Source organism: Egbenema bharatensis FJBBOT/2019, from assembly GCF_048077055.1.
GTDB classification, from domain to species: Bacteria; Cyanobacteriota; Cyanobacteriia; order Elainellales; family Elainellaceae; genus Egbenema; species Egbenema bharatensis.
In genome coordinates, this window is sequence record NZ_CP182236.1 from 1,032,887 (window position 1) to 1,051,859 (window position 18,973).

The following is an 18,973-nucleotide window of genomic DNA, read 5'->3' on the forward strand; positions in this document are numbered from 1 at the left end:
AACTCTACTTATCCTCTGAGAACTCTGCGTCGATTACATCATCAGCACCATCGGAGGGAGGAGTACCACCACCAACATCTTCACCGCCTCCTGGAGGAGGAGTAGCTCCTTCTGCACCTTGATAGATGCTGCTGCCGATCGTATACAGAACTTGCTGAAGTTCAGTCGTCAGAGACTTCATCTGATCTGCATTTTCCTGCTGAATCGCTTCCCGCAAAGCCTTCACCAGTCCTTCGACCTTGGTTTTGTCATCCGCAGAAACCTTATCGCCCAGTTCGCTCATCTGCTTCTCTGCCTGGTATGCCAGAGAGTCAGCCTGGTTCTTCAGGTCAATCTTCTCGCGCCGCTCCTTATCGGTTGAGGCATTGCGCTCGGCTTCATTCACCATGCGTTCTACTTCATCCTGAGGCAGGGTTGATGCGCCAGTGATGCTGATGGACTGGGCTTTACCCGTTCCCTTATCCTTCGCAGTAACGTTCAAGATCCCGTTTGCATCAATATCGAAGGTGACTTCAATTTGCGGTACACCACGAGGTGCTGGCGGAATGCCATCCAGACGGAAGGTTCCCAGACTCTTGTTGTCGTTTGCCATTTCCCGCTCACCTTGCAGGACGTGGATCTCCACGTTGCTCTGCCCATCAGCAGCGGTAGAGAAAGTCTCAGACTTTTTCGTAGGAATAGTGGTATTGCGAGGAATGATCTTGGTCATAACTCCGCCCAGGGTTTCTACACCCAGAGACAGGGGAGACACATCCAACAGCAGAATGTCCTTGACTTCCCCAGCCAATACACCCGCTTGAATCGCGGCACCCACTGCTACAACCTCATCCGGGTTCACCGTTTGGTTGGGATCTCTGCCCAGGACGCGCTTCACCAGATCCTGGATTGCCGGTATCCGAGTGGAACCGCCTACCAGTACGACTTCATCAATCCCGCCTTTGTCTTTCTTAGCATCGCGCAGGGCATTCTCAACCGGAATCCGGCAGCGATCGATCAAGTCAGAACAAAGTTCTTCAAACTTAGCCCGCGTCAGGGTTTCATCTAAATGCTTCGGCCCATCTTGGGTCGCCGTGATGAAGGGCAGGTTAATTTCAGTCTGAGTGACACTGGAAAGCTCAATCTTGGCTTTTTCGGCTGCTTCGGTTAGTCGTTGCAGAGCTTGCTTATCCTTGCGGAGGTCAATGCCTTCCGAAGCTTTGAATCGTTCCGCCAGGAAGTCTACGATTTTCTTATCAAAGTCATCTCCTCCCAAGTGAGTGTCACCGGAGGTCGCCAGCACTTCAAATACGCCATCGCCCACTTCCAGGATTGACACATCGAAGGTACCGCCCCCAAGGTCAAACACCAGAACGGTTTCGTTGCTCTTCTTGTCTAATCCATAAGCTAGCGATGCAGCGGTCGGCTCGTTAATAATCCGCAGTACTTCCAATCCTGCAATCCGCCCTGCGTCCTTCGTAGCTTGACGCTGAGAGTCATTAAAGTAGGCAGGAACGGTGATTACCGCTTGGGTAACGTCTTCACCCAGGTACTTACTGGCATCTTCCTTCAGCTTGCGCAGGACTTCAGCAGAAATCTGCTCTGGTGCAAACTGCTCACCCTTGGCAGAAGAATCAAGCTTGACATTACCGTTAACGTTCAGCACCTTGTAGGATACTTCTGTTAACTCGTTGGACACTTCGTCATAGCGACGACCAATGAACCGCTTCACCGAATAAAAGGTGTTCTCTGGGTTCATTACGGCTTGACGTTTGGCAATCTGTCCAACCAGACGATCGCCATTCTTTGAAAAGGCTACGACCGAGGGAGTTGTCCGAAACCCTTCTGCATTAGCGATAACAGTGGGCTTCCCCCCCTCCATAACTGCGACGCACGAGTTGGTTGTTCCTAAGTCTATTCCAACAACTTTTGCCATAAAACAAATACTCCGGTTCTAGTACTTCTAGCTCCTAACTGAGAAATTCATCTGGGGGCTTGTATCCCTCGGCTGTAGGTGGGTCACTCCCGATCGCCCTGAATCCTCGTAATCTTCTGATGTATCTGACACAGTAATCCAGGGCAGGACTGAACTGTGCAGCAGAGACGCGGCACTACTTATATACTGTGTGCCATTGCCCATTCGATGAAGGCGGGTTTACCGAACACCAACTGGGGCGGTTAAGAATTCTGGATTTTCATGATTCAAGAGCCACAAGATCCAAAATTCCTCAACGCTTCCAGTGTAGGAACTTTGCACAGTCTACGGATTGGGGTGAACCGTAATGATGCTGTTGTATTTGCCGCCAAGGGGACGATCGCAGGACGCAGAGCAAGCATCCTGTCTGTAAAGGAACAATCGCTCGATCGCAGTTGTCCAATTTAACTTTGCAAGGGAGCATCCTAACTGATGCCAGTTGATCAATCGACGATTGCTCCATTTCCGTAGCACAGGCATCTTGCTTGCGAATGAAATATTTGCCATGCAAATAAACTCATGCAACTTGAAGAACAACCGCTCGGAGTTTTAACTTGCCAGATTAGAGACTGTGAAATAGAAAGGCATAAAAAAAGGGCGAGTCCGTTGAAAGACCCGCTCCTAAAGCATCATAAATTGCCCCACTTTCTACGGTTTTCCGCTGATCCTTGGTAGAAAGGTTAATATTAATGTAACGTATTCGATCGATTTTGGGAAGGGATTTATGCAACTTTTTGATTAATTTAAATTCCAAATATTTGAGCCTGAAAAAGAGGAAATTTATCCTACTTTTCCAACTAAAGCTGTTAGTTTCAAAGTGAATGTATTTCATCTTTCCTACTTCTTAAGTTTCTCGAAATGCGATCGAGGTTCCAGCGGCAGATCCTGGACACAAATTTCACCCACTTTTCCTACTTTTCCTGCTTATAGCGTTTGACCTGTAGGGCTTCCCTCCTGCACCGAGGGCATTCAAGCGGGTGTACGACTCAAGGGAAAGGGCGTGTCGGGATGGTTCCCTTCCCCACTCCCCGCCTTCTATTCCCCTAACAACAGCCTGGGTGGAGTCAGCCAAAACAACTCGCTTCGCCCGACGGGATTTCCTGTTTGCGGGATGAGAATCCCCATCACTCCAGCTTTTTTCACCACCAGCCGCTGCTTGGGTTCGCCCCAGACCAACTGCTCCGCCCATTCCCCCAGATCCGGTTCATGCCCCACGATCGCCAATTGAGTCCCCCCGTTCGATCGCCAGGATTCTAGCCAATTCAGCCAGTCCGTGAAGGAGCCAGCCGGTGCAAGATAGGGAGATGGTTCAAGATGTTTAGATAGCCCGAGCGTTTGCAGAATTTCGGCGGTTTGCCGGGCCCGAACCAAAGGACTGGTCAGGATCAAATCAAACCGAATATCTAGCTCATACAGTCGTTTGGCGACTCGTTTGGTTTTGCGAATTCCAGCATCGGTCAGCGGTCGTTCATCATCATTGGCATAGGTGCCTCGTTCCGTTGCAATTCCGTGTCGAATTAAATAAAGTTCCATTGGTCAATTCTTTAAACTTAGAGTTTAAGCTTTACAGCATACGAGGACACGGTAGGGTGAGTCTAGGACGGGGGAGTATGTCACGTTTGCAAGTCTGACCCTCATCCCCCAACCCCTTCTCCTACAGGGAGAAGGGGAGCCGGATCGAAGTCCCTCGCCCTTTGGGAGAGGGATTTAGGGTGAGGGCGACAAAAGTGAATGCTCCTTAGGACGGTATATCTTTAAGTTCACATTAAGTCCACTTTAAGTTCAATACAGGATCGGAAATCGTGATGCGGTGGTTGCTCGTGCTGGTGGTCATGTTGGGTCTACTGTTGGGAGGATTCAGTGCGCTGCCGATCGGCATTATTAGCGACACGGGAGTCTATCAAGCGCGATCGATTCACCATCCCGATGGCATCGGCAAGTTTTATATGGGGCGAGAAATTGCCCAGGTAATGGGACATCAAGGCGCGGCCTGGTTGGAGCGATCGAGCCGCGAACTGGAAGAACGTCCTAATTTGTTGCTGACTGCTCTGGAATTGCAGCCGACGGATGTGGTTGCTGATATCGGAGCCGGGACAGGATACTTCAGCTTTCGTCTCAGCCGTTTCGTTCCCGAAGGTCAGGTATTGGCGGTAGACATTCAGACGGAAATGTTGGAGATTCTGGATTTCCTGATGCGGGAAAACCAGATCGAGAACGTTGAACCCATTCTGGGGGCGGAGGATGATCCCCATTTGCCGTCAAATCAAGTCGATCTGGCTTTGATGGTTGATGCCTATCACGAATTTGCCTATCCCAGAGAAATGATGGAAGGCATAGTCCAGGCATTGAAACCCAACGGACGAGTGGTATTAGCTGAATATCGCGGCGAGAATCCGTTAATCCCCATCAAGGGACTGCACAAAATGACCCAACGCCAGGTGAAACGAGAGCTGCGATCGGTGGGATTGGAGTGGGAAAAAACGGAGGAGATCTTACCGCAACAGCATTTAATGTTTTTCAGAAAACCAGTTTGAAGGGCTGGGGAGGGTGAGTTCGATCGCAGGTAAAAGGTTTGGGTAGGGTTGCTGAGCAAGCAAGATGCCTGCGCCACGGTTTGGTTAGGGTTGTTTGAGCAAGCAAGATGCCTGCGCTACGGATTCACTCCTCACTCCTCACTCCTCACTCCTCACTCCTCACTCCTCACTCTTCTCCCAGCCTCAATCTGCCTTACCACCGTCAACGCCGAATAGCTTACCCCTGCCGTACCCTCACCGGGATGGGTAGAATCGCCCACCAACCACAAATCCTGAATCGGAGTCCGGTTAGCAAATCCAAAGGGGCCAAAGGTTCTGACCCGCTGACCAATACCGCCCACAACCCCTCGATCGCGCTGGGTATATCGGGCAAAGGTACGAGGAGTGGCGGCTTCACGGTGAACGATCGTCTCATCATTCAAGTTAAAAAACTGAGCCAGGCGATCGATCGCCTCATCAGCATATTGCTGTTTGAGGGACTGGTAAGCTGCATCCCGCTGTCCTGCTCCCTGTTGCCACCAGATGGACGGATCGGTAAAGGAAGATGCGATCACCGTGGCATGGCCCGCCGGGCCCGACCATCCCCCGGACGACTCACCGATACAAACAGGGAATTATTTTCGGCGATCGGGGCTTCGTAGTCATAAAGAAATTGCAGATGGGGTGGGCAGTCGGGAGGCAGGGCAGATTGTTTGACTCCCAGGTAGATCACAAATGCACCAGAGGCAGGCGGTAACTTGTCCACGCGCTGCTGATAGCCCCGTGGCATGGCATCTCCCAGGAGTTGCACCAAATTCTGAACGGTGACGTTGGCCACCACCTGATCCGCAGGCGCAATCCAGACCTGACCGGACTTCTGATCCCGAATTTCTACTCCTTTAACTTGATTCCCTTCCGTCAAAATCCGCTGCACCGTATGGCGCATTAGCAGTGTACCGCCATCCCGCTCCAGGGATTCCACAAGGCGATCGCTCAGGGTTTGCATACTGCCGTGCAAGTGGTACAGCCCACGAGGTGACTGGGAAACGCCCAGAGCCGTTGCCGCGTAGAGTAAAGCCGTTTCTTCGGCATCCACCTGGGAGTAGAGTTTAAGCTGTAGATCCAGAAAAGTTTTCAGTCGGATATCCTCCCCCAATCCATACCAGCGGAGAACCTGACCAACGGTGGAAAAGGTGTGGGGTAAGGTCAACACCGTATCGGGACGGACGGCTTTCACCATCTGCCATAGATCCCACAGATTTCGGGGAGGTAACACCGGATCTCGCGCCTGAAATGCCCAACTGTAGCGGAACAGGTCAGCCATCAGTTGCCAGAAGGGTTCACTGCCCGGAAACTGTCGTTGTCGTTCTGCTCGCCATTGGTCTGGATCTCGCCAGACATTGATCGGTTCCTTCTCCCCAGGTAAATAAACCGCGCAGGCTGGATCACAGGGAGATGCAGCCGGTAAATTAATCCCTAACTCTGAAAAAATCCGGTGATGAATCCCACCCGGTTCCAGCCCAGCCACCTGGGTTGCCCCCACATCAAAGGTAAATCCCTTACGCTTAAACGTAGATGCACATCCTCCAGGGACGATCGCCTGATCCAGCACTAAAACCGAGTCCCCTCGATGGGCCAGTAACGCCGCTGCGGTTAACCCGCCAATGCCTGCCCCAATCACCACGATTCTGGCAGCCGCTGGGTTGGTAGAAGTTAGAGTCCGATCGAAAGCCTGCCGATTTGCCGCAACATTCATTCAGATTTTTTACATTTCTTAATACTCGTAATTCTATTTTAGAGCATCAAGCTTGTGGCGCAGGGTTTCTGCCTGAGTCAGTAGCTCCGCCTGCGGGAGGGATTCCTGTTCACCGGAAGCCAGCCACTTGAGCTGTACAGTTTCACTTTCTGCCTCAGCATCGCCCAAAATCAGGCAGGCAATAGCCCCACTGCGATCGGCCCGCTTAAACTGTTTGCCAAAGGCACTACCGCTCAGATCCAGTTCTACCGAAAAGCCCAACCGCCGCAGGATTTGAGCTAATTTCATGGACTGCGCTTCGGCTCGATCGCCCCTTGATACCAGGTAGAAATCCAAATTTGCGGGGTGAGGCGGTTGGAGTTGTTGCAGGAGTAAAATTAATCGCTCTAGCCCACTGGCCCAACCAACTGCCGAGGTTTCCGGGCCACCCAGTTCCGATACCAAGCCGTCATAGCGTCCGCCTGCACAGACCGTTGCCTGGGAACCCAGGTCATCCGACTGAATTTCAAAGACGGTGTGGGTGTAGTAGTCCAATCCGCGCACCAGTCGGGAGTTGATGTTAAACGGAATGTTCAGATCAGCCAGTAATTGCTGAACCTGCTCAAATCGGCGTTGGGAATCGGGACTGAGGAAGTCAAGGATGCTGGGAGCGTCCTGGAGAATTGTCTGGGTTTTCTGATCTTTACTGTCTAAGATTCGCAGGGGATTGCGGGTCAAACGATCCTGGGAATCTGCATCCAGATCGGCTTTGTGGGGCGTTAAGTAATGAATGAGAGCTTCCCGGTACTGCTGGCGATCGCTTTGATCCCCAATCGAGTTAAACTCCAACCGCAAGTTCTTCAAACCCAACTCGGTCAACAAATCAGAGGCAATGGCAATCACCTCCGCATCGGCACGGGGATCGGCACTGCCCAACACCTCCACTCCGACCTGATGGAACTGTCGCTGTCGTCCAGCCTGGGGCCGCTCATAGCGAAACATAGGGCCGAGATACCACAACCGTTGCACCCCTCCCTGGGCATGGAGGTGATGTTCGATATAGGCGCGTACCACTCCTGCCGTTCCTTCGGGACGTAAAGTCAGGGATCGATCGCCGCGATCGCGGAAGGTATACATTTCCTTGCTGACGATATCCGTCGCTTCGCCCACTCCCCGCTCAAACAGCTCCGTTTGCTCAAAGGTGGGAGTCCGAATTTCCTGGTAGGCTGCCCGTCCCAGTACTTCCCTGGACACAGCCTCTACTTGCTGCCAGTACTTCACTTCCTCTGGCAGAATATCCCGTGTACCTCGAATTGCTTGAACTGTACTCATACCCTAATGACTTACCTTATTGAACCGCTTCCCAGTCCCCATAGCGATCAGCATAATACGCCAAAATCTGTTCAATCCGCTGCTGAGATGCACTATCGGCTTCAGGAGTATAGCGAATCCACAGCCCACCCACCTGACTTTGGGTATAGTCAAACTGAGTCGATCGCTGAGGCAACAGTCCAACTTCTACGCCTGTAACCTGACGTAAATGAGCTGCCACTTCTCGATATGTGGTTAGAGGCAAGTGGGGGCAATAAAGTTGATATTGCGCTTCGGTAGAGGATTCAGGCATGGAAAGGGGAACGGAGAAAGTTAGAGGAATTTTAGGGAATTGCTCAAGACGGTTGGGGAGAGTTCGAGTCGATCGCGGAGTTTGGTAGAGGTAGGGTACAACAATTGACTTCATCAATACAAACTTTGCCCCATTGCAAAGCCCAGCGAACCAGAGCCACTCGGTTTCCTGTTGCTGTCTTGGTCAAAATATTGCTGATGTGGTTGTCAACTGTGCGTTTGCTGATTTCTAACTTTTCTGCGATTTCCTGGTTCGTCAAGCCCGCAGCCACCAATTCAACAATTTGTAGTTCCCGCTCTGAGAGGGAACTAGAGGTCTGAGACTCGCTACCATTCATAAAGCTGTATTCTCATCCAGTGTGTATATGTACTTACTGTACTTTTCATTCTAAAGGGTTATCGCTAAGGATGAGGGGGGAACGAGATAAAAAAAGACCCGCTGGCCAGGGGATCGCCTAACAGCTCCTGGCATAAGTTCGACCATCGATCGTACTATAGCGTTCACAAATTGTTTGTGAACAAGGGGGTAGGGGCAACGCCCCCACGCCAGGGTTTTACCCCTGCACCCCGTTCAAATCCTACGGAGGATAGCTATATTTCGTAAAGGATGAAGAAAAATTCGATGCAGCAGGTTGAATCACCGTAGCGCAGGCATCTTGCCTGCATGGGCTAGCAGGCGAAACGAAGATCCTACGGTTGTTCTCTACCCTTTATTTCTCTATCCTTTATAAAATTAGGACTATCCGCAACTTTAGGACTATCCGCAACTTTAGTAAGTTGGAGCGGCAAACCACGACACCAACACCCCCAAAATCGAGCCAGCAATCACCTGAACGGGTGTATGCCCCAACAGTTCCTTCAGTCGCTCCTCGTTGAACTTGGCGTGATCCCCACTGAACAACTCATCGACAATTTGATTCAGAATTCGGGCTTGCTTGCCTGCCGCCTGTCGTACCCCTGCCGCATCGTACATCACGATAATGGCAAACACGAAGGCGATCGCAAATTCCCCACTTTCCCATCCCGCCGTTTGACCCACTCCCGCTGCCAGGGAAGTCACCAGAGCAGAATGGGCACTGGGCATTCCTCCGGTTGTCACCAACGTCCGGAAGGTAACTTTGCCGTGCCGAATCAGCTCAATTAACAGCTTCAAGGCTTGAGCCAACAAACAGGTCAGCAAGGAGATCAGCAGAATGTGATTGTCCAGAATTTGAGAAAAGTCCTGCATGGTGGGTTGGAAGAGGGGGAGTAGGGAATGGGGAGTAGGGAGTGGGGAGTGGGAAGGAAAATAGGGGAGATGAATGCAGTTGAAATCGCTTCTTTATAGGTTTGTTAAGTTCTGGATCAAAGTATCGAGCCAATCAGTGCTTTTGTCGTAAGTTTCGACTCCCGACTCCCGACTCCCTCAAATCTAATGCGTTCGAGCAGTAATAAACTCAGCGATCGACTTTAGGGGTTGAGCCGCATCTCCATAGGGATCCAGTTCAGCCTTCGCTTCAGCAATCAATTGTTCAGCCTGACGTTTAGACTCATCAATGCCCCAAAAACTCGGATAGGTGGCTTTTTGAGCCTGTAGATCCTTTCCTGCGGTTTTGCCAAGCTGTTCTTGGGTCGCGGTAATATCCAGGACATCATCCACGATTTGAAACGCCAGCCCAATATTTTCAGCATAGCGAGTTAGATGATGCACATCGTTCTCGGAGGCACCGGCCAGGATTGCCCCAGAAACGACCGATGCTTCCAGTAACGCTCCGGTTTTATGACGGTGAATAAAAGTGAGGGTTTCCAAAGTGACATCAGTTTTGCCTTCCGATTCCAGATCGACCACCTGTCCCCCCACTAGCCCAGCGGCTCCCACCGCTCGACCCACGCGAGCCACCACTTGCAGCAGGCGATCGGCAGGTACGTTTTTGGTTTCTACAGCAATGTGCTCAAAGGCGTAAGCCAGCAATCCATCCCCTGCCAGAATGGCAATATCTTCACCGTAGACTTTGTGATTAGTCAGCTTGCCGCGTCGGTAATCATCATTGTCCATTGCAGGCAGGTCGTCGTGAATCAGGGACATCGTGTGGATCATCTCCAGGGCACAGGCCGTAGGCAGAGCCATGGCGATCGTTCCCCCCACCAGTTCACAGGTTGCCAAACAGAGAATCGGACGCAGCCGCTTGCCACCCGCCATCAGGGAATAGCGCATGGATTCATAAATCGTTTCAGGATAGGTGACTCCGATCGCCTGACTTAGAGCTGTCTCCATGATTGCCTGCCGCTCAGACAAATAGTGTTTCAGGTTAAAGGCTGGAGGCGGCTCAGGGGGTTGATTTTCTGCGATGACGATTCCTTGATTCACTGAACGTGTCATTTTTTCTTATCTCCCTACGGAGCTATATTCAAACGCTGACAATAACTCCATACTGTATTGTGCAACAGCATGGTAACAGTCATCGGCCCAATTCCACCTGGAACGGGCGTAATCCACGAAGCAATCTCTTTGACCGCTTCAAACTGCACATCTCCCACTAACCGGGCTTTCCCCGTTTCATCTTCAATCCGGTTGATCCCTACATCTACAACGATCGCTCCTGGCTTCACCATTTCTGGCGTGATTAACTCCGTTCGACCGATCGCTGTCACCAGCACATCGGCAGTCCGGGTCATGGCTGCCAGATCCGGTGTGCGAGAATGGGCGATCGTCACGGTGGCATCGGCCGCCAACAGCATCAAGGACAGGGGTTTGCCCACTAAGATACTGCGCCCCACCATCACCGCCTGTTTGCCCCTTAGATTAATCTCATACTCCTGCAACAAGCGCATTACTCCGGCAGGGGTGCAGCTTTGCAAGCCAGGCTCTCCCCGTACCAACCGTCCCAGGTTCATTGGATGCAGTCCATCCACATCTTTATCCGGATCAATTTGATTTAACAGAGCCACTGAATCCAGGTGATCCGGCAGGGGAAGCTGCACCAGAATGCCGTCCACCTGCTCATCCTGATTCAACTCCTGAATCACCTGCTCCAGTTCAGCCTGGGTCGTTTCAGTTGGAAAATGCTTGCCAAAGGAAGCGATCCCTACTTTCGCGCAGGCTCGCTCCTTACCCCGGACATAGGCAGCACTGGCCGGATTATCCCCTACCATCAGCACCGCTAAACCGGGTGGTCTGCCAGCTTGTTCCTGGAGCATCTTTACCTGTTGGGCAAGGTCGGCCTGCATCCGAGTTGCCAACGCCTTACCGTCTAATACACCAGCCATATACGGGTTCAAGTTAAGGGTTCAAAAATTGGGTAGATTAAGGGGCGGGCAGTCATGGAGTCGCAGAAAGAAAGGATGAAGAAGAAAAATTCGCACTCTATCTAGTGTCTCAGATTGGGAACCCCCTGGGGAAGAGGGAAGGCAGGATTTGGTAGGGAATGGGGAATGGGGAATGGGGAATGGGGTAGGGGCGCACAGCAGTGCGCCCGCACAAGAAATGGAAGGTCAGGAAATCCGTAGTGCAGGCATCTTAACCTGCGATCGACTGGGGATGTTTGTGGGGTGGAATCTTGCCTGCGATCGTCAAAATCAGGGAGGGAGTTGGGTTTTGTGAGAAACGCTGGATTATGGATAGCTTTAATTGGGTTTGGGCTAGGGGGGTGTAGCGGAGTAACAACGGTGCGACGGGTACAGAACAACCCCCATCGTTCCTGGTTCAACCAGACGGTACAACTCCAGGGAACCGTAGTCGATCGCGCACCGATGATTGATGCAGTAGTGTATCAGCTTCAGGATGGGACGGGGGAAATTTGGGTGCTGTCTGCCGATCCAGAGGTTGAGCCGGGCGATCGAGTGCGGGTACAGGGCACAGTACGGTTTGAACAGATTGCGATCGAGGACTTGGAACTGGGAGAGGCGTATATCGAAGAAATTGAGCGTCAGAGGGAGGAGACGAATCAACCGAGTGACTGAGGAATGCGAATTTAATCATCTGAAATTCTTGTGGGGTGGGCATCTTGCCCGCCCAGTCAACAAAGAAAAACGTTGCAGGTTATTCAATTCATGATCCTGAGTGGCTGAGTGACCCGTGCGAATTTTGGGGAGGCAGAGGATAATAGGTAACGGTGATTTGATCAACCTATGAGCTACAGCACTGGATCGCCGACTCAACTCGCTACCTCTGACCGTCCTCAAGTGGCCCTTGCCATCCTGTATCAGAACGAACGGTGTCTGCTTCAACTGCGGGACGATATCCCCACGATCGCCCATCCCGGTAAGTGGGCTTTTTTTGGTGGACATCTGGATCCAGGAGAAACCCCTGAAGCAGGACTTCAGCGAGAACTGATCGAAGAAATTGGCTACACTCCTCCCTCGGTAACGCTATTCAGCTCCTACCAGAACGATGCCCCGGTCGATCGCCATGTGTTCTACGCGCCACTGATTGTTGAGATAAATTCCCTCAGCCTGAATGAAGGCATGGACATGGGATTGGCGAGTTATTCAGAAATTCAGGCAGGTTACTGCTACTCGCCTCACCTCCGGGAACACCGTCCGATCGCCTACCCCCATCAACAAATTTTGCTGGAGTTTTACCAATCCCGCGATCGGTTGAAATTGTACGATTGATAGTAACTTTGCACTGAATTTAGCCATTGAAATTTTCACTCATCGCAGATAACCGACGATGAAAGGCTTACAGTGAAATATAGAGCAATCATCTAGAGCAAGTATCAGAGCGGGCAACTGATGGCGAAGGCGAAATCCTCTCATACAAAACCGTACCGTGTTCGAGAAAGCACGAGGGCAAAGCACGTTAGCATCAAAGTGTCTCACCTGGGTGAGGTTGAGGTGGTGATCCCCCAAGGCTTCGATCGTCGGAAAATTCCAGAAATTCTGGAACGACGGAAAGACTGGATTGCCAAAACCACTCAACGGATCGCCGCAGAACGGCAGTTGATGGCGGTCAAAACTCCTGAACCGGCGCAAAAACTCCCTTCCCATCTGGAACTGCGATCGATCGCTCAAACCTGGTCTGTTAAATATTACCAGGGGGGTGGAAATCAGTTGATTGCCAATGTTTCAGGGACAAACCAACTGGCAGTTCATGCTTCCTTAGACCAACCCCAGGCTTGCTACCGCGTTTTAAGGCATTGGCTGATGCGCAAGGCAGAAGCTGAATTATTGCCCTGGTTACAGCAAGTCAGTCAAGAAATGAACCTTCCCTACCACCAGGCTGCCGTTCGAGGTCAGAAAACCATTTGGGCAAGCTGTTCGGGCAAGAAAAACATCAGCCTGAACTATAAACTCCTGTTTTTGCCGTCCTATCTGGTTCGCTATGTCTTTATCCACGAGCTGTGCCACACGGTTCACCTGAATCATTCGGTTCAATTCTGGAATTTGGTGGCTGAAAAAGAACCAGACTACAGGCTGTATGATTCTGAGCTAAACAAAGGCTGGTGCTATATTCCTGAGTGGGTTGAGCGATCGATCGACTAACGAAATTGCCGTAGCCAATTCGCAAACCGACACACTTGTGCTTGTGTAAAGTATAAGATTCAATACGATTAAGAACAGTCTTTAAGATAGAATACCTGTGTGGTGTGAATAGGTAATAATGACTAGTCGGACTCTAATGCCAAATTTTGTCTCCGAATCACCTAGGGTTAATGCAGACTGTCTTGAGCAGGGATCTACCCAGTCTGTTCAGGTCAGTGCTCCAGATTCAGCAAACCTCATAAAGCTGAACAAGCTCCCTTACCAGGCAAATCATAAAGCTGAATTGATTCATCTTCAGGAAGATATTGATGCATTGCTTCAACAGCTTCAAACTTTGAAGCAGCAGCGTCTTGCCTCTGTTCCATCCTCATTAGATACGTCCGCAGACTTGCCGGTGCTGGTTTAGTCTAGGGTTCAGGTTTTTGCGGGTTGGAAATCTGTTTTAATCCACCTACAGTCATCGATCTCGCCCGTCTCCGTGGCTACAATAGGGTACTCACTCAATCCTTTCATAGTCCATTTCGGTGCAATGATTGACGATAAGTCACCCGTCAAAGACCAAATTTTGCATCTTCTGAAGATGCAAGGGGCGCAGACAGCCACCCGACTGGCGGAACAAATCCACGTTTCTCCCATGGCAATTCGTCAGCATTTGCAGACTTTGAAGGCAAAAAGCTGGGTAACGTATCAAGAGGAACACCGTGCCTTAGGTCGTCCGGTCAAGCTCTGGCAATTGACCCCCCAATCTAACGATCGCTTTCCCGATCGCCATGTGGATCTGAGCCTGGATCTGCTGAGAAGCACTGAGTCTGCCTTTGGCCCGAAAGGTCTGGAACAGCTCATGGCAGAACGCAGACATCGCCAAATTCAAACTTATCGTCACCAATTGGCTGAGGGGTCTGCTTCAGGAAACTGGCAGCAGCGGGTTTGGGCAATGGCGCATCTGCGATCGCAGGAAGGCTATATGGCGGAAGTGATTGAGCAAGCCGATCAAACTCTCCTGCTCGTTGAAAACCACTGCCCCATCTGCATCGCAGCGCAAGCCTGTCAAAAGCTTTGCACAACAGAGTTAGAAGTCTTTCGTTCTGTTTTGGGAAAAACCGTGACCGTAGAGCGCATCGAGCATATCCTGCAAGGCGATCGACGTTGTGCCTATCGGATTACAGGGTAGAGCAAGTCTCCTTACTCCCCACTCCCCACCCCCACTCCTCACTCCCCACAGATAAATCCCGATCGCACGGTCAGAATTTGCGACGATTTGAGCCACTGAGCATCAAAGGAACCCAGGTGAGTGGTGGTGATTAATGTTTGAAAACGATCTTGAATTGTTTCCAGAAGCTTGTTTTGACGGTTGAGATCCAACTCTGCCAGGACATCATCCAGGAGCAGCAGGGGCGGTTCGCCAACGACGGATTCGATCAGCTTGAGTTCTGCCAGTTTCAGGGCTAAAACCAGAGTGCGTTGCTGTCCCTGGGAACCATATTGCCGCGCTGGCGTTTGGTTGATGGTGAATTCCACTTCATCTCGATGGGGCCCCACTAATGTTGTGCCCTGGTGCTGTTCGGCGATCGTCCGTTGTGCCAACTTATCTAAAAAGGCTTGCTGTACGGCTAAGGGTTCATCTTGTTCAGCGGGGACATTGGGGGCGTAGCGAATCTCTAACATTTCTGTACTGCTGCTGATAGCCTGATGCCAGGTTTGCGCCAGTGGGCCGAACCGATCGAGAACTCTGGCTCGTCGCCGAATCACCCGCGAACCGATCGCCGCTAACTGGGCATCCCAAATGGCAAGCTGTTCTAATTCAGGGAGGGGTTCCCCTGCTTCTTGCTGCCGCCGCCGCTGCTTCAGGAGGGCGTTTCGTTGACGGAGCACTGTATTGTACTGCTGCAAAATATAGGCATAAACGGGTTCCAGTTGAATCAGCAATGTATCTAACCAACTGCGCCGCTCTCCGGGGCCGCCTCGAACGAGATCGAGATCCAGGCTGGAAAACTGCACAGCATTCATTACGCCCAAAAAGTCCAATTGTCGCCGCAAGGTTTCGCCGTTTAAACTCACCGTCCGCCGACCGTTATTGCGGAAGATGATCGCCAGATCTGCCGTTCCTGTCTCCCGCTCTAGCGTGGCTGTAATTTGCCCGATCGGTTCTCCATCCAGCACCAGTTCTCGATCGCGGAGGGCCCGATGCGATCGCAGGGTGGCTAACAGTTCTACGGCTTCCAGTAGATTGGATTTGCCCTGCGCATTATCTCCCAGCAAAATCGTTTTCGGGGCGGAAAACTCAATGTGCTGTTCTCGATAGTTGCGGAACTGTCTCAGGTGCAGAGTCTTCAAATACATGAACGGCAAGTTTCTTTAAGATCCAGCTTTTAAGATCCAGCTTTAAGATCCAGAATGCCATCTTCTGAGGTGCTGGATTGGACGAGGTGCCCCCATCATGTCTAAACTTTTTAGTACGATGTAGAGGTCTATCATCCATGCTATAAGTTTTGTAACAGTGCACGCCCTGATCGCCGTCTGCGTCATGTTCTGAGCTGCAAAAGTCAATGGAGGAGTCAACATCATGGACGATATGTTAATCGATCGCCTGCTGGAGGATCTGAAGCAACCTGATGAAGACATTCGGGAGCAGGCAACCACTGAATTGTGGCAGCTTTGGTTCAGGCAAAAAGGAGAGTACGGTCTGGAAATCCTGAAGGAGAGTCAGGAGCACCTGGAAAATGGTGACTTTTCTGGTGCAGAGGCGATTCTGACTGATCTGATTGCTGATCAGCCAGATTTTGCGGAAGCCTGGAATCGCCGTGCTGTTCTCCGCTACATTCTGGGAGATTACAAAAAATCGCTGGTAGATTGCCAGCGAACCGTTGAATTGAATCCTCTTCACTTTGGGGCGTTTCACGGCATGGGGCTGTGTCACGCGGCTCTGGGTAACTACCGGGAAGCCATTAAAGCGTTTCGTCGGACTCTGGACATTCAGCCGCACGATCTTTTGAATCAGCGATTGATTCTAGAATGCACTGCAAGACTCAGCTAAGGATCGTAAACTAAATAACCTGTAAATTGTTTACTTTGGTGACTGGTGTTCTACTTTGGTTGACTGGGCAGGCAAGACTTCGGATCTCGGCGTGAGCTCGATCGAACGCTTGAACTCAGGTATTCGGCGAGAACTTCGGCGTGAGCCCTTCGGCTTGAGCTCAGGTCGAACGCTCAGTCGAGCCGTCGAAACGCTGCCCACCCCCACAAGAATTCCAGATTATTCAGTCCGCCTTTCTAATTCACTCAGGATTATCGTTCTGCGTGAATGGGCTGGCTCTGCAAATTGATTCTGCAACTCTGGGTTTAAAATCCCCTTACCCCGATACCCGTGCGCCGATCGTCTTCTGGAATGCAGGACGCTCCATCAAACGTTTCAGATAGGACGAAATCGCAGCATAGTCATCAAAGCCAATTTTGAGCATGATGGGCATATAAGCCAGGAAAGAGCCAACTGCCACATCTGCAATACTGAACCGATCGCCCAGAATAAACGATCGGGTTTCCAAATGCTGATTTAGCATCGTTAGCAATCGCGGCATTTCCCGTTCCCGGCTGGCCTCTACAAACACTCCAGGGCCAAAGGTCGCATTGGCAAATAGCACCCATTGAGCTAACTCGGCCCGTTGCGCCGGAGTTTCAACCGTTTCATCGTATTGATCGGCCAGATAGAGCAAGATTGCTCCCGACTCCCACAGCTTTAAGTCCCCCTCGACGATCGCAGGCACTTTACCGACGGGATTAATCTCCAGAAAGGCAGGCTGACGATGTTCTCCAGCCTGGAGATCCAGTGAAATATATTCGTAGGGCAAGCCCAATTCTTCCAGATACCACTGAACGATCGACGCTCTGGTTCTGGCTCCACCATAAAGAGAAATCATTGGCGAATGCACCTGGGGCTAAAGTACCTGATGGGTGTAGGAATGCTGTTTCACGTTGTCTTCCGTTTTGACAATGCGCTCTGAGTTTAGCACTCGCTTACGATCGGTGGAAAAGTTGAAATCTGCTTTGGTAGAACCGATCGGGATAATCTCCTGGGCGGACGGACGTTTTTTGTAGGTGCGAGCAGCAGCCGTCAACCGTTCAGCAAAGTCATCACAAAACTGGGTTTCGGGGGGAAAGCCTGCGGGAAGCTGCGGGCTTTCGTTGGGCAAAACGGCTCCCAAAGTCGTACCGTAAGCCAGTTCGTAGGAGGTTGCAATGCCTTTGGTAATGGCTTCCAGAGCCGCAGAAGGAATCGGTTCAGCAATCCTGACCTGATGCACTTCACCATCGTCTTTGATGAAGCAGGTCGCTAAACCGATCGCAATATAATCATCGGCTGTCAAATCAGCGGCGTTGGGGTACACGATCGCAGTGGTCATAAGAATTTAAGTTCAGAACATCTTGCGTGAATGAACCGATCCTATCCTGTTTCGATCGTCTCGTTCTTGAAGCTCTGTTGCGAGCAGTCGCTTGACGAAGCGCGCGCGACCTCCGATTACCCTGTCAGATCTAAAGGTTTATCCCCATTCTTTGTAATGCTGCATAGAATTTGCCCCACCGCCTGCGGTTCCTCCCCTTAGCCTACCGTGTACACAGATCTTGACTGGGAGGCTCAAACCCTGATAGATCCCCCTAAATCCCCCTTAAAAAGGGGACTTCTAATCCGGTTCCCTCCTGTTTAAGGAGGGTTAGGGAGGATCAAACCCAGTCGTGGCTAGAGCAGATGACTTGTGTGTACACCTTAGCCCCTTAGCAAGGAGAGGTTGGGAGGGGTCGTCCTAATGTGCGACTGTATAGAGAATTAGTATTCGATCTGAACGCTTAAGGAGCTTTGCAACAATCTGTTTTAAGGGCGCACTACTGTGCACCCCTACCGGGGCTGCTATTTTCCCGCATACCCCTTAGACCCGCGTACCCCTTAGATATGAATACCGCACTCCGTCTTACCTGATCCCCGCCAGCGTCCAGCGCGCTCATCTTCACCATCTGCCACAGGAGTTGTGATCGGTTCATCGCCAATACTGGGATAGCCCTGATCGTGCAGCGGATTGTAAATCATCTTGTGCTTTGCCACATAGTCCCAGGTTTGCTTCCGCGTCCAGGCTGCCAGGGGGTTCACCTTGAGCCGTTGCTGTTTATCTAGCTCAAAAACGGGCATATTTGCCCGAGTCACTGCCTGATCGCGACGACGACCCGTAATCCAGGCAACGGTATTCAGTTCATCCAATCCCCGGTTGAGCGGTTCAATCTTGGTCAGGTGGTGGAATTGTTCAATGTCTTTGTCCCACAGAGCTTCACCGTAGCGATCGGCAAACGCTTCACGGGTATTGACTTCTGGCGTTTTGTATACCCGCAGATCGAGGTTGTATAGCTCCTTAGCTTTAGCAACCAATTCCAAGGTTTGGGGGAAATGGTAAAGGGTATCCAGAAAAATCACTGGAACGGGTTGGGCGGGTTGAAGCTGACGATATAAAATGTCGGTAATCATTACATCGTCAACGTTGAACGCACTGGTCTGGACAAAGCCAGTGGGAATATTTTCAACGCACCACGCCAAAATTTCTTGAGGATGAGCCGTTTCAAATCGTTGGTTTAGCTCATCTAAATTAAAATTCACCGCATTACCTGCTTGGGGTTCTGTAGAAGTCGTCATGCCCCTTCCTGTTGTTC

At 51.1% G+C, this 18,973-nt stretch carries 21 protein-coding genes and 1 pseudogene; 9 read left to right on the forward strand and 13 right to left on the reverse strand.

The genetic code is table 11. From position 1 onward, the window contains the following. Positions 1 to 4 precede the first annotated feature (4 nt). A complete protein-coding gene (gene dnaK / locus ACM1PF_RS04935) occupies positions 5 to 1,912 on the reverse strand; it encodes a molecular chaperone DnaK (protein ID WP_416672730.1) in 1,908 nt (635 codons plus the stop codon). 261 nt (positions 1,913 to 2,173) lie between these two features. Here dnaK and ACM1PF_RS04940 point away from each other — a divergent pair, with 261 nt between their 5' ends. Continuing rightward, positions 2,174 to 2,359, forward strand: coding sequence for a hypothetical protein (locus tag ACM1PF_RS04940; RefSeq protein WP_416672732.1), 186 nt, complete (start codon positions 2,174 to 2,176; stop codon positions 2,357 to 2,359). A 627-nt stretch (positions 2,360 to 2,986) separates the two neighbouring features. Here the strand turns inward: ACM1PF_RS04940 and sixA are convergent. Further along, complete coding sequence (sixA, locus tag ACM1PF_RS04945) at positions 2,987 to 3,484, reverse strand: phosphohistidine phosphatase SixA (protein ID WP_416672734.1); 498 nt, start codon at positions 3,482 to 3,484, stop codon at positions 2,987 to 2,989. Between the two features lie 272 nt (positions 3,485 to 3,756). On the opposite strand from sixA, the gene ACM1PF_RS04950 reads away from it, so the two are divergent. Next, positions 3,757 to 4,485, forward strand: a complete 729-nt coding sequence (locus tag ACM1PF_RS04950; RefSeq protein ID WP_416672735.1) for a class I SAM-dependent methyltransferase — start codon at positions 3,757 to 3,759, stop codon at positions 4,483 to 4,485. 152 nt (positions 4,486 to 4,637) lie between these two features. Here the strand turns inward: ACM1PF_RS04950 and crtD are convergent. The 7 genes and pseudogenes from crtD to folD form a co-directional block, all read right to left on the reverse strand. Further along, positions 4,638 to 6,220, reverse strand: a pseudogene (crtD, locus tag ACM1PF_RS04955) (C-3',4' desaturase CrtD). Positions 6,221 to 6,253: 33 nt separating this feature from the next. Further along, on the reverse strand, positions 6,254 to 7,531 hold the full coding sequence (gene hisS / locus ACM1PF_RS04960; RefSeq protein WP_416672737.1) for a histidine--tRNA ligase: 1,278 nt from the start codon (positions 7,529 to 7,531) through the stop codon (positions 6,254 to 6,256). 16 nt (positions 7,532 to 7,547) lie between these two features. Continuing rightward, positions 7,548 to 7,823 (reverse strand): hypothetical protein, encoded by a 276-nt coding sequence (locus tag ACM1PF_RS04965; protein ID WP_416672739.1) that lies wholly within the window; start codon positions 7,821 to 7,823, stop codon positions 7,548 to 7,550. Positions 7,824 to 7,866: 43 nt separating this feature from the next. Beyond that, a complete protein-coding gene (locus tag ACM1PF_RS04970; RefSeq protein ID WP_416672741.1) occupies positions 7,867 to 8,160 on the reverse strand; it encodes a photosynthetic electron transport-dependent transcriptional regulator PedR in 294 nt (97 codons plus the stop codon). Positions 8,161 to 8,591: 431 nt separating this feature from the next. Beyond that, the gene (locus tag ACM1PF_RS04975; protein ID WP_416672743.1) at positions 8,592 to 9,050 is read right to left on the reverse strand and encodes a divergent PAP2 family protein; all 459 of its coding nucleotides are present in this window, start codon (positions 9,048 to 9,050) and stop codon (positions 8,592 to 8,594) included. Between the two features lie 183 nt (positions 9,051 to 9,233). Then, positions 9,234 to 10,157, reverse strand: coding sequence for a geranylgeranyl diphosphate synthase CrtE (gene crtE, locus ACM1PF_RS04980; RefSeq protein WP_416676569.1), 924 nt, complete (start codon positions 10,155 to 10,157; stop codon positions 9,234 to 9,236). 38 nt (positions 10,158 to 10,195) lie between these two features. Continuing rightward, positions 10,196 to 11,068 (reverse strand): bifunctional methylenetetrahydrofolate dehydrogenase/methenyltetrahydrofolate cyclohydrolase FolD, encoded by an 873-nt coding sequence (gene folD / locus ACM1PF_RS04985; RefSeq protein WP_416672745.1) that lies wholly within the window; start codon positions 11,066 to 11,068, stop codon positions 10,196 to 10,198. A 172-nt stretch (positions 11,069 to 11,240) separates the two neighbouring features. Here folD and ACM1PF_RS04990 point away from each other — a divergent pair, with 172 nt between their 5' ends. From ACM1PF_RS04990 to ACM1PF_RS05015, 6 genes are all read left to right on the forward strand, one after another. Continuing rightward, positions 11,241 to 11,402 (forward strand): hypothetical protein, encoded by a 162-nt coding sequence (locus tag ACM1PF_RS04990; protein ID WP_416672747.1) that lies wholly within the window; start codon positions 11,241 to 11,243, stop codon positions 11,400 to 11,402. Next, complete coding sequence (locus tag ACM1PF_RS04995; protein ID WP_416672748.1) at positions 11,399 to 11,761, forward strand: hypothetical protein; 363 nt, start codon at positions 11,399 to 11,401, stop codon at positions 11,759 to 11,761. The genes ACM1PF_RS04990 and ACM1PF_RS04995 overlap by 4 nt, the downstream gene beginning before the upstream one ends. A 168-nt stretch (positions 11,762 to 11,929) precedes the next feature. Beyond that, positions 11,930 to 12,415, forward strand: a complete 486-nt coding sequence (locus tag ACM1PF_RS05000) for an NUDIX hydrolase (RefSeq protein ID WP_416672750.1) — start codon at positions 11,930 to 11,932, stop codon at positions 12,413 to 12,415. Between the two features lie 120 nt (positions 12,416 to 12,535). Next, on the forward strand, positions 12,536 to 13,285 hold the full coding sequence (locus ACM1PF_RS05005) for a M48 family metallopeptidase (protein WP_416672751.1): 750 nt from the start codon (positions 12,536 to 12,538) through the stop codon (positions 13,283 to 13,285). Positions 13,286 to 13,403: 118 nt separating this feature from the next. Beyond that, on the forward strand, positions 13,404 to 13,691 hold the full coding sequence (locus ACM1PF_RS05010; protein ID WP_416672752.1) for a hypothetical protein: 288 nt from the start codon (positions 13,404 to 13,406) through the stop codon (positions 13,689 to 13,691). 123 nt (positions 13,692 to 13,814) lie between these two features. Continuing rightward, a complete protein-coding gene (locus ACM1PF_RS05015; protein WP_416672754.1) occupies positions 13,815 to 14,456 on the forward strand; it encodes a helix-turn-helix transcriptional regulator in 642 nt (213 codons plus the stop codon). 38 nt (positions 14,457 to 14,494) lie between these two features. On the opposite strand, the gene recF is transcribed toward ACM1PF_RS05015, so the two are convergent. Continuing rightward, on the reverse strand, positions 14,495 to 15,625 hold the full coding sequence (gene recF / locus ACM1PF_RS05020; protein WP_416672756.1) for a DNA replication/repair protein RecF: 1,131 nt from the start codon (positions 15,623 to 15,625) through the stop codon (positions 14,495 to 14,497). A gap of 223 nt (positions 15,626 to 15,848) precedes the next feature. On the opposite strand from recF, the gene ACM1PF_RS05025 reads away from it, so the two are divergent. Then, a complete protein-coding gene (locus ACM1PF_RS05025; RefSeq protein ID WP_416672758.1) occupies positions 15,849 to 16,319 on the forward strand; it encodes a tetratricopeptide repeat protein in 471 nt (156 codons plus the stop codon). A gap of 316 nt (positions 16,320 to 16,635) precedes the next feature. Here the strand turns inward: ACM1PF_RS05025 and ACM1PF_RS05030 are convergent, their stop codons facing one another. The 3 genes from ACM1PF_RS05030 to cysH all read right to left on the reverse strand — a co-directional run bounded on the left by ACM1PF_RS05030 (position 16,636) and on the right by cysH (position 18,956). After that, the gene (locus tag ACM1PF_RS05030; RefSeq protein WP_416672760.1) at positions 16,636 to 17,199 is read right to left on the reverse strand and encodes a glutathione S-transferase family protein; all 564 of its coding nucleotides are present in this window, start codon (positions 17,197 to 17,199) and stop codon (positions 16,636 to 16,638) included. An 18-nt stretch (positions 17,200 to 17,217) separates the two neighbouring features. Then, complete coding sequence (locus ACM1PF_RS05035; RefSeq protein WP_416672762.1) at positions 17,218 to 17,682, reverse strand: hypothetical protein; 465 nt, start codon at positions 17,680 to 17,682, stop codon at positions 17,218 to 17,220. Between the two features lie 539 nt (positions 17,683 to 18,221). Next, complete coding sequence (gene cysH, locus ACM1PF_RS05040) at positions 18,222 to 18,956, reverse strand: phosphoadenosine phosphosulfate reductase (RefSeq protein ID WP_416672764.1); 735 nt, start codon at positions 18,954 to 18,956, stop codon at positions 18,222 to 18,224. Between the last annotated feature and the right edge of the window lie 17 nt (positions 18,957 to 18,973).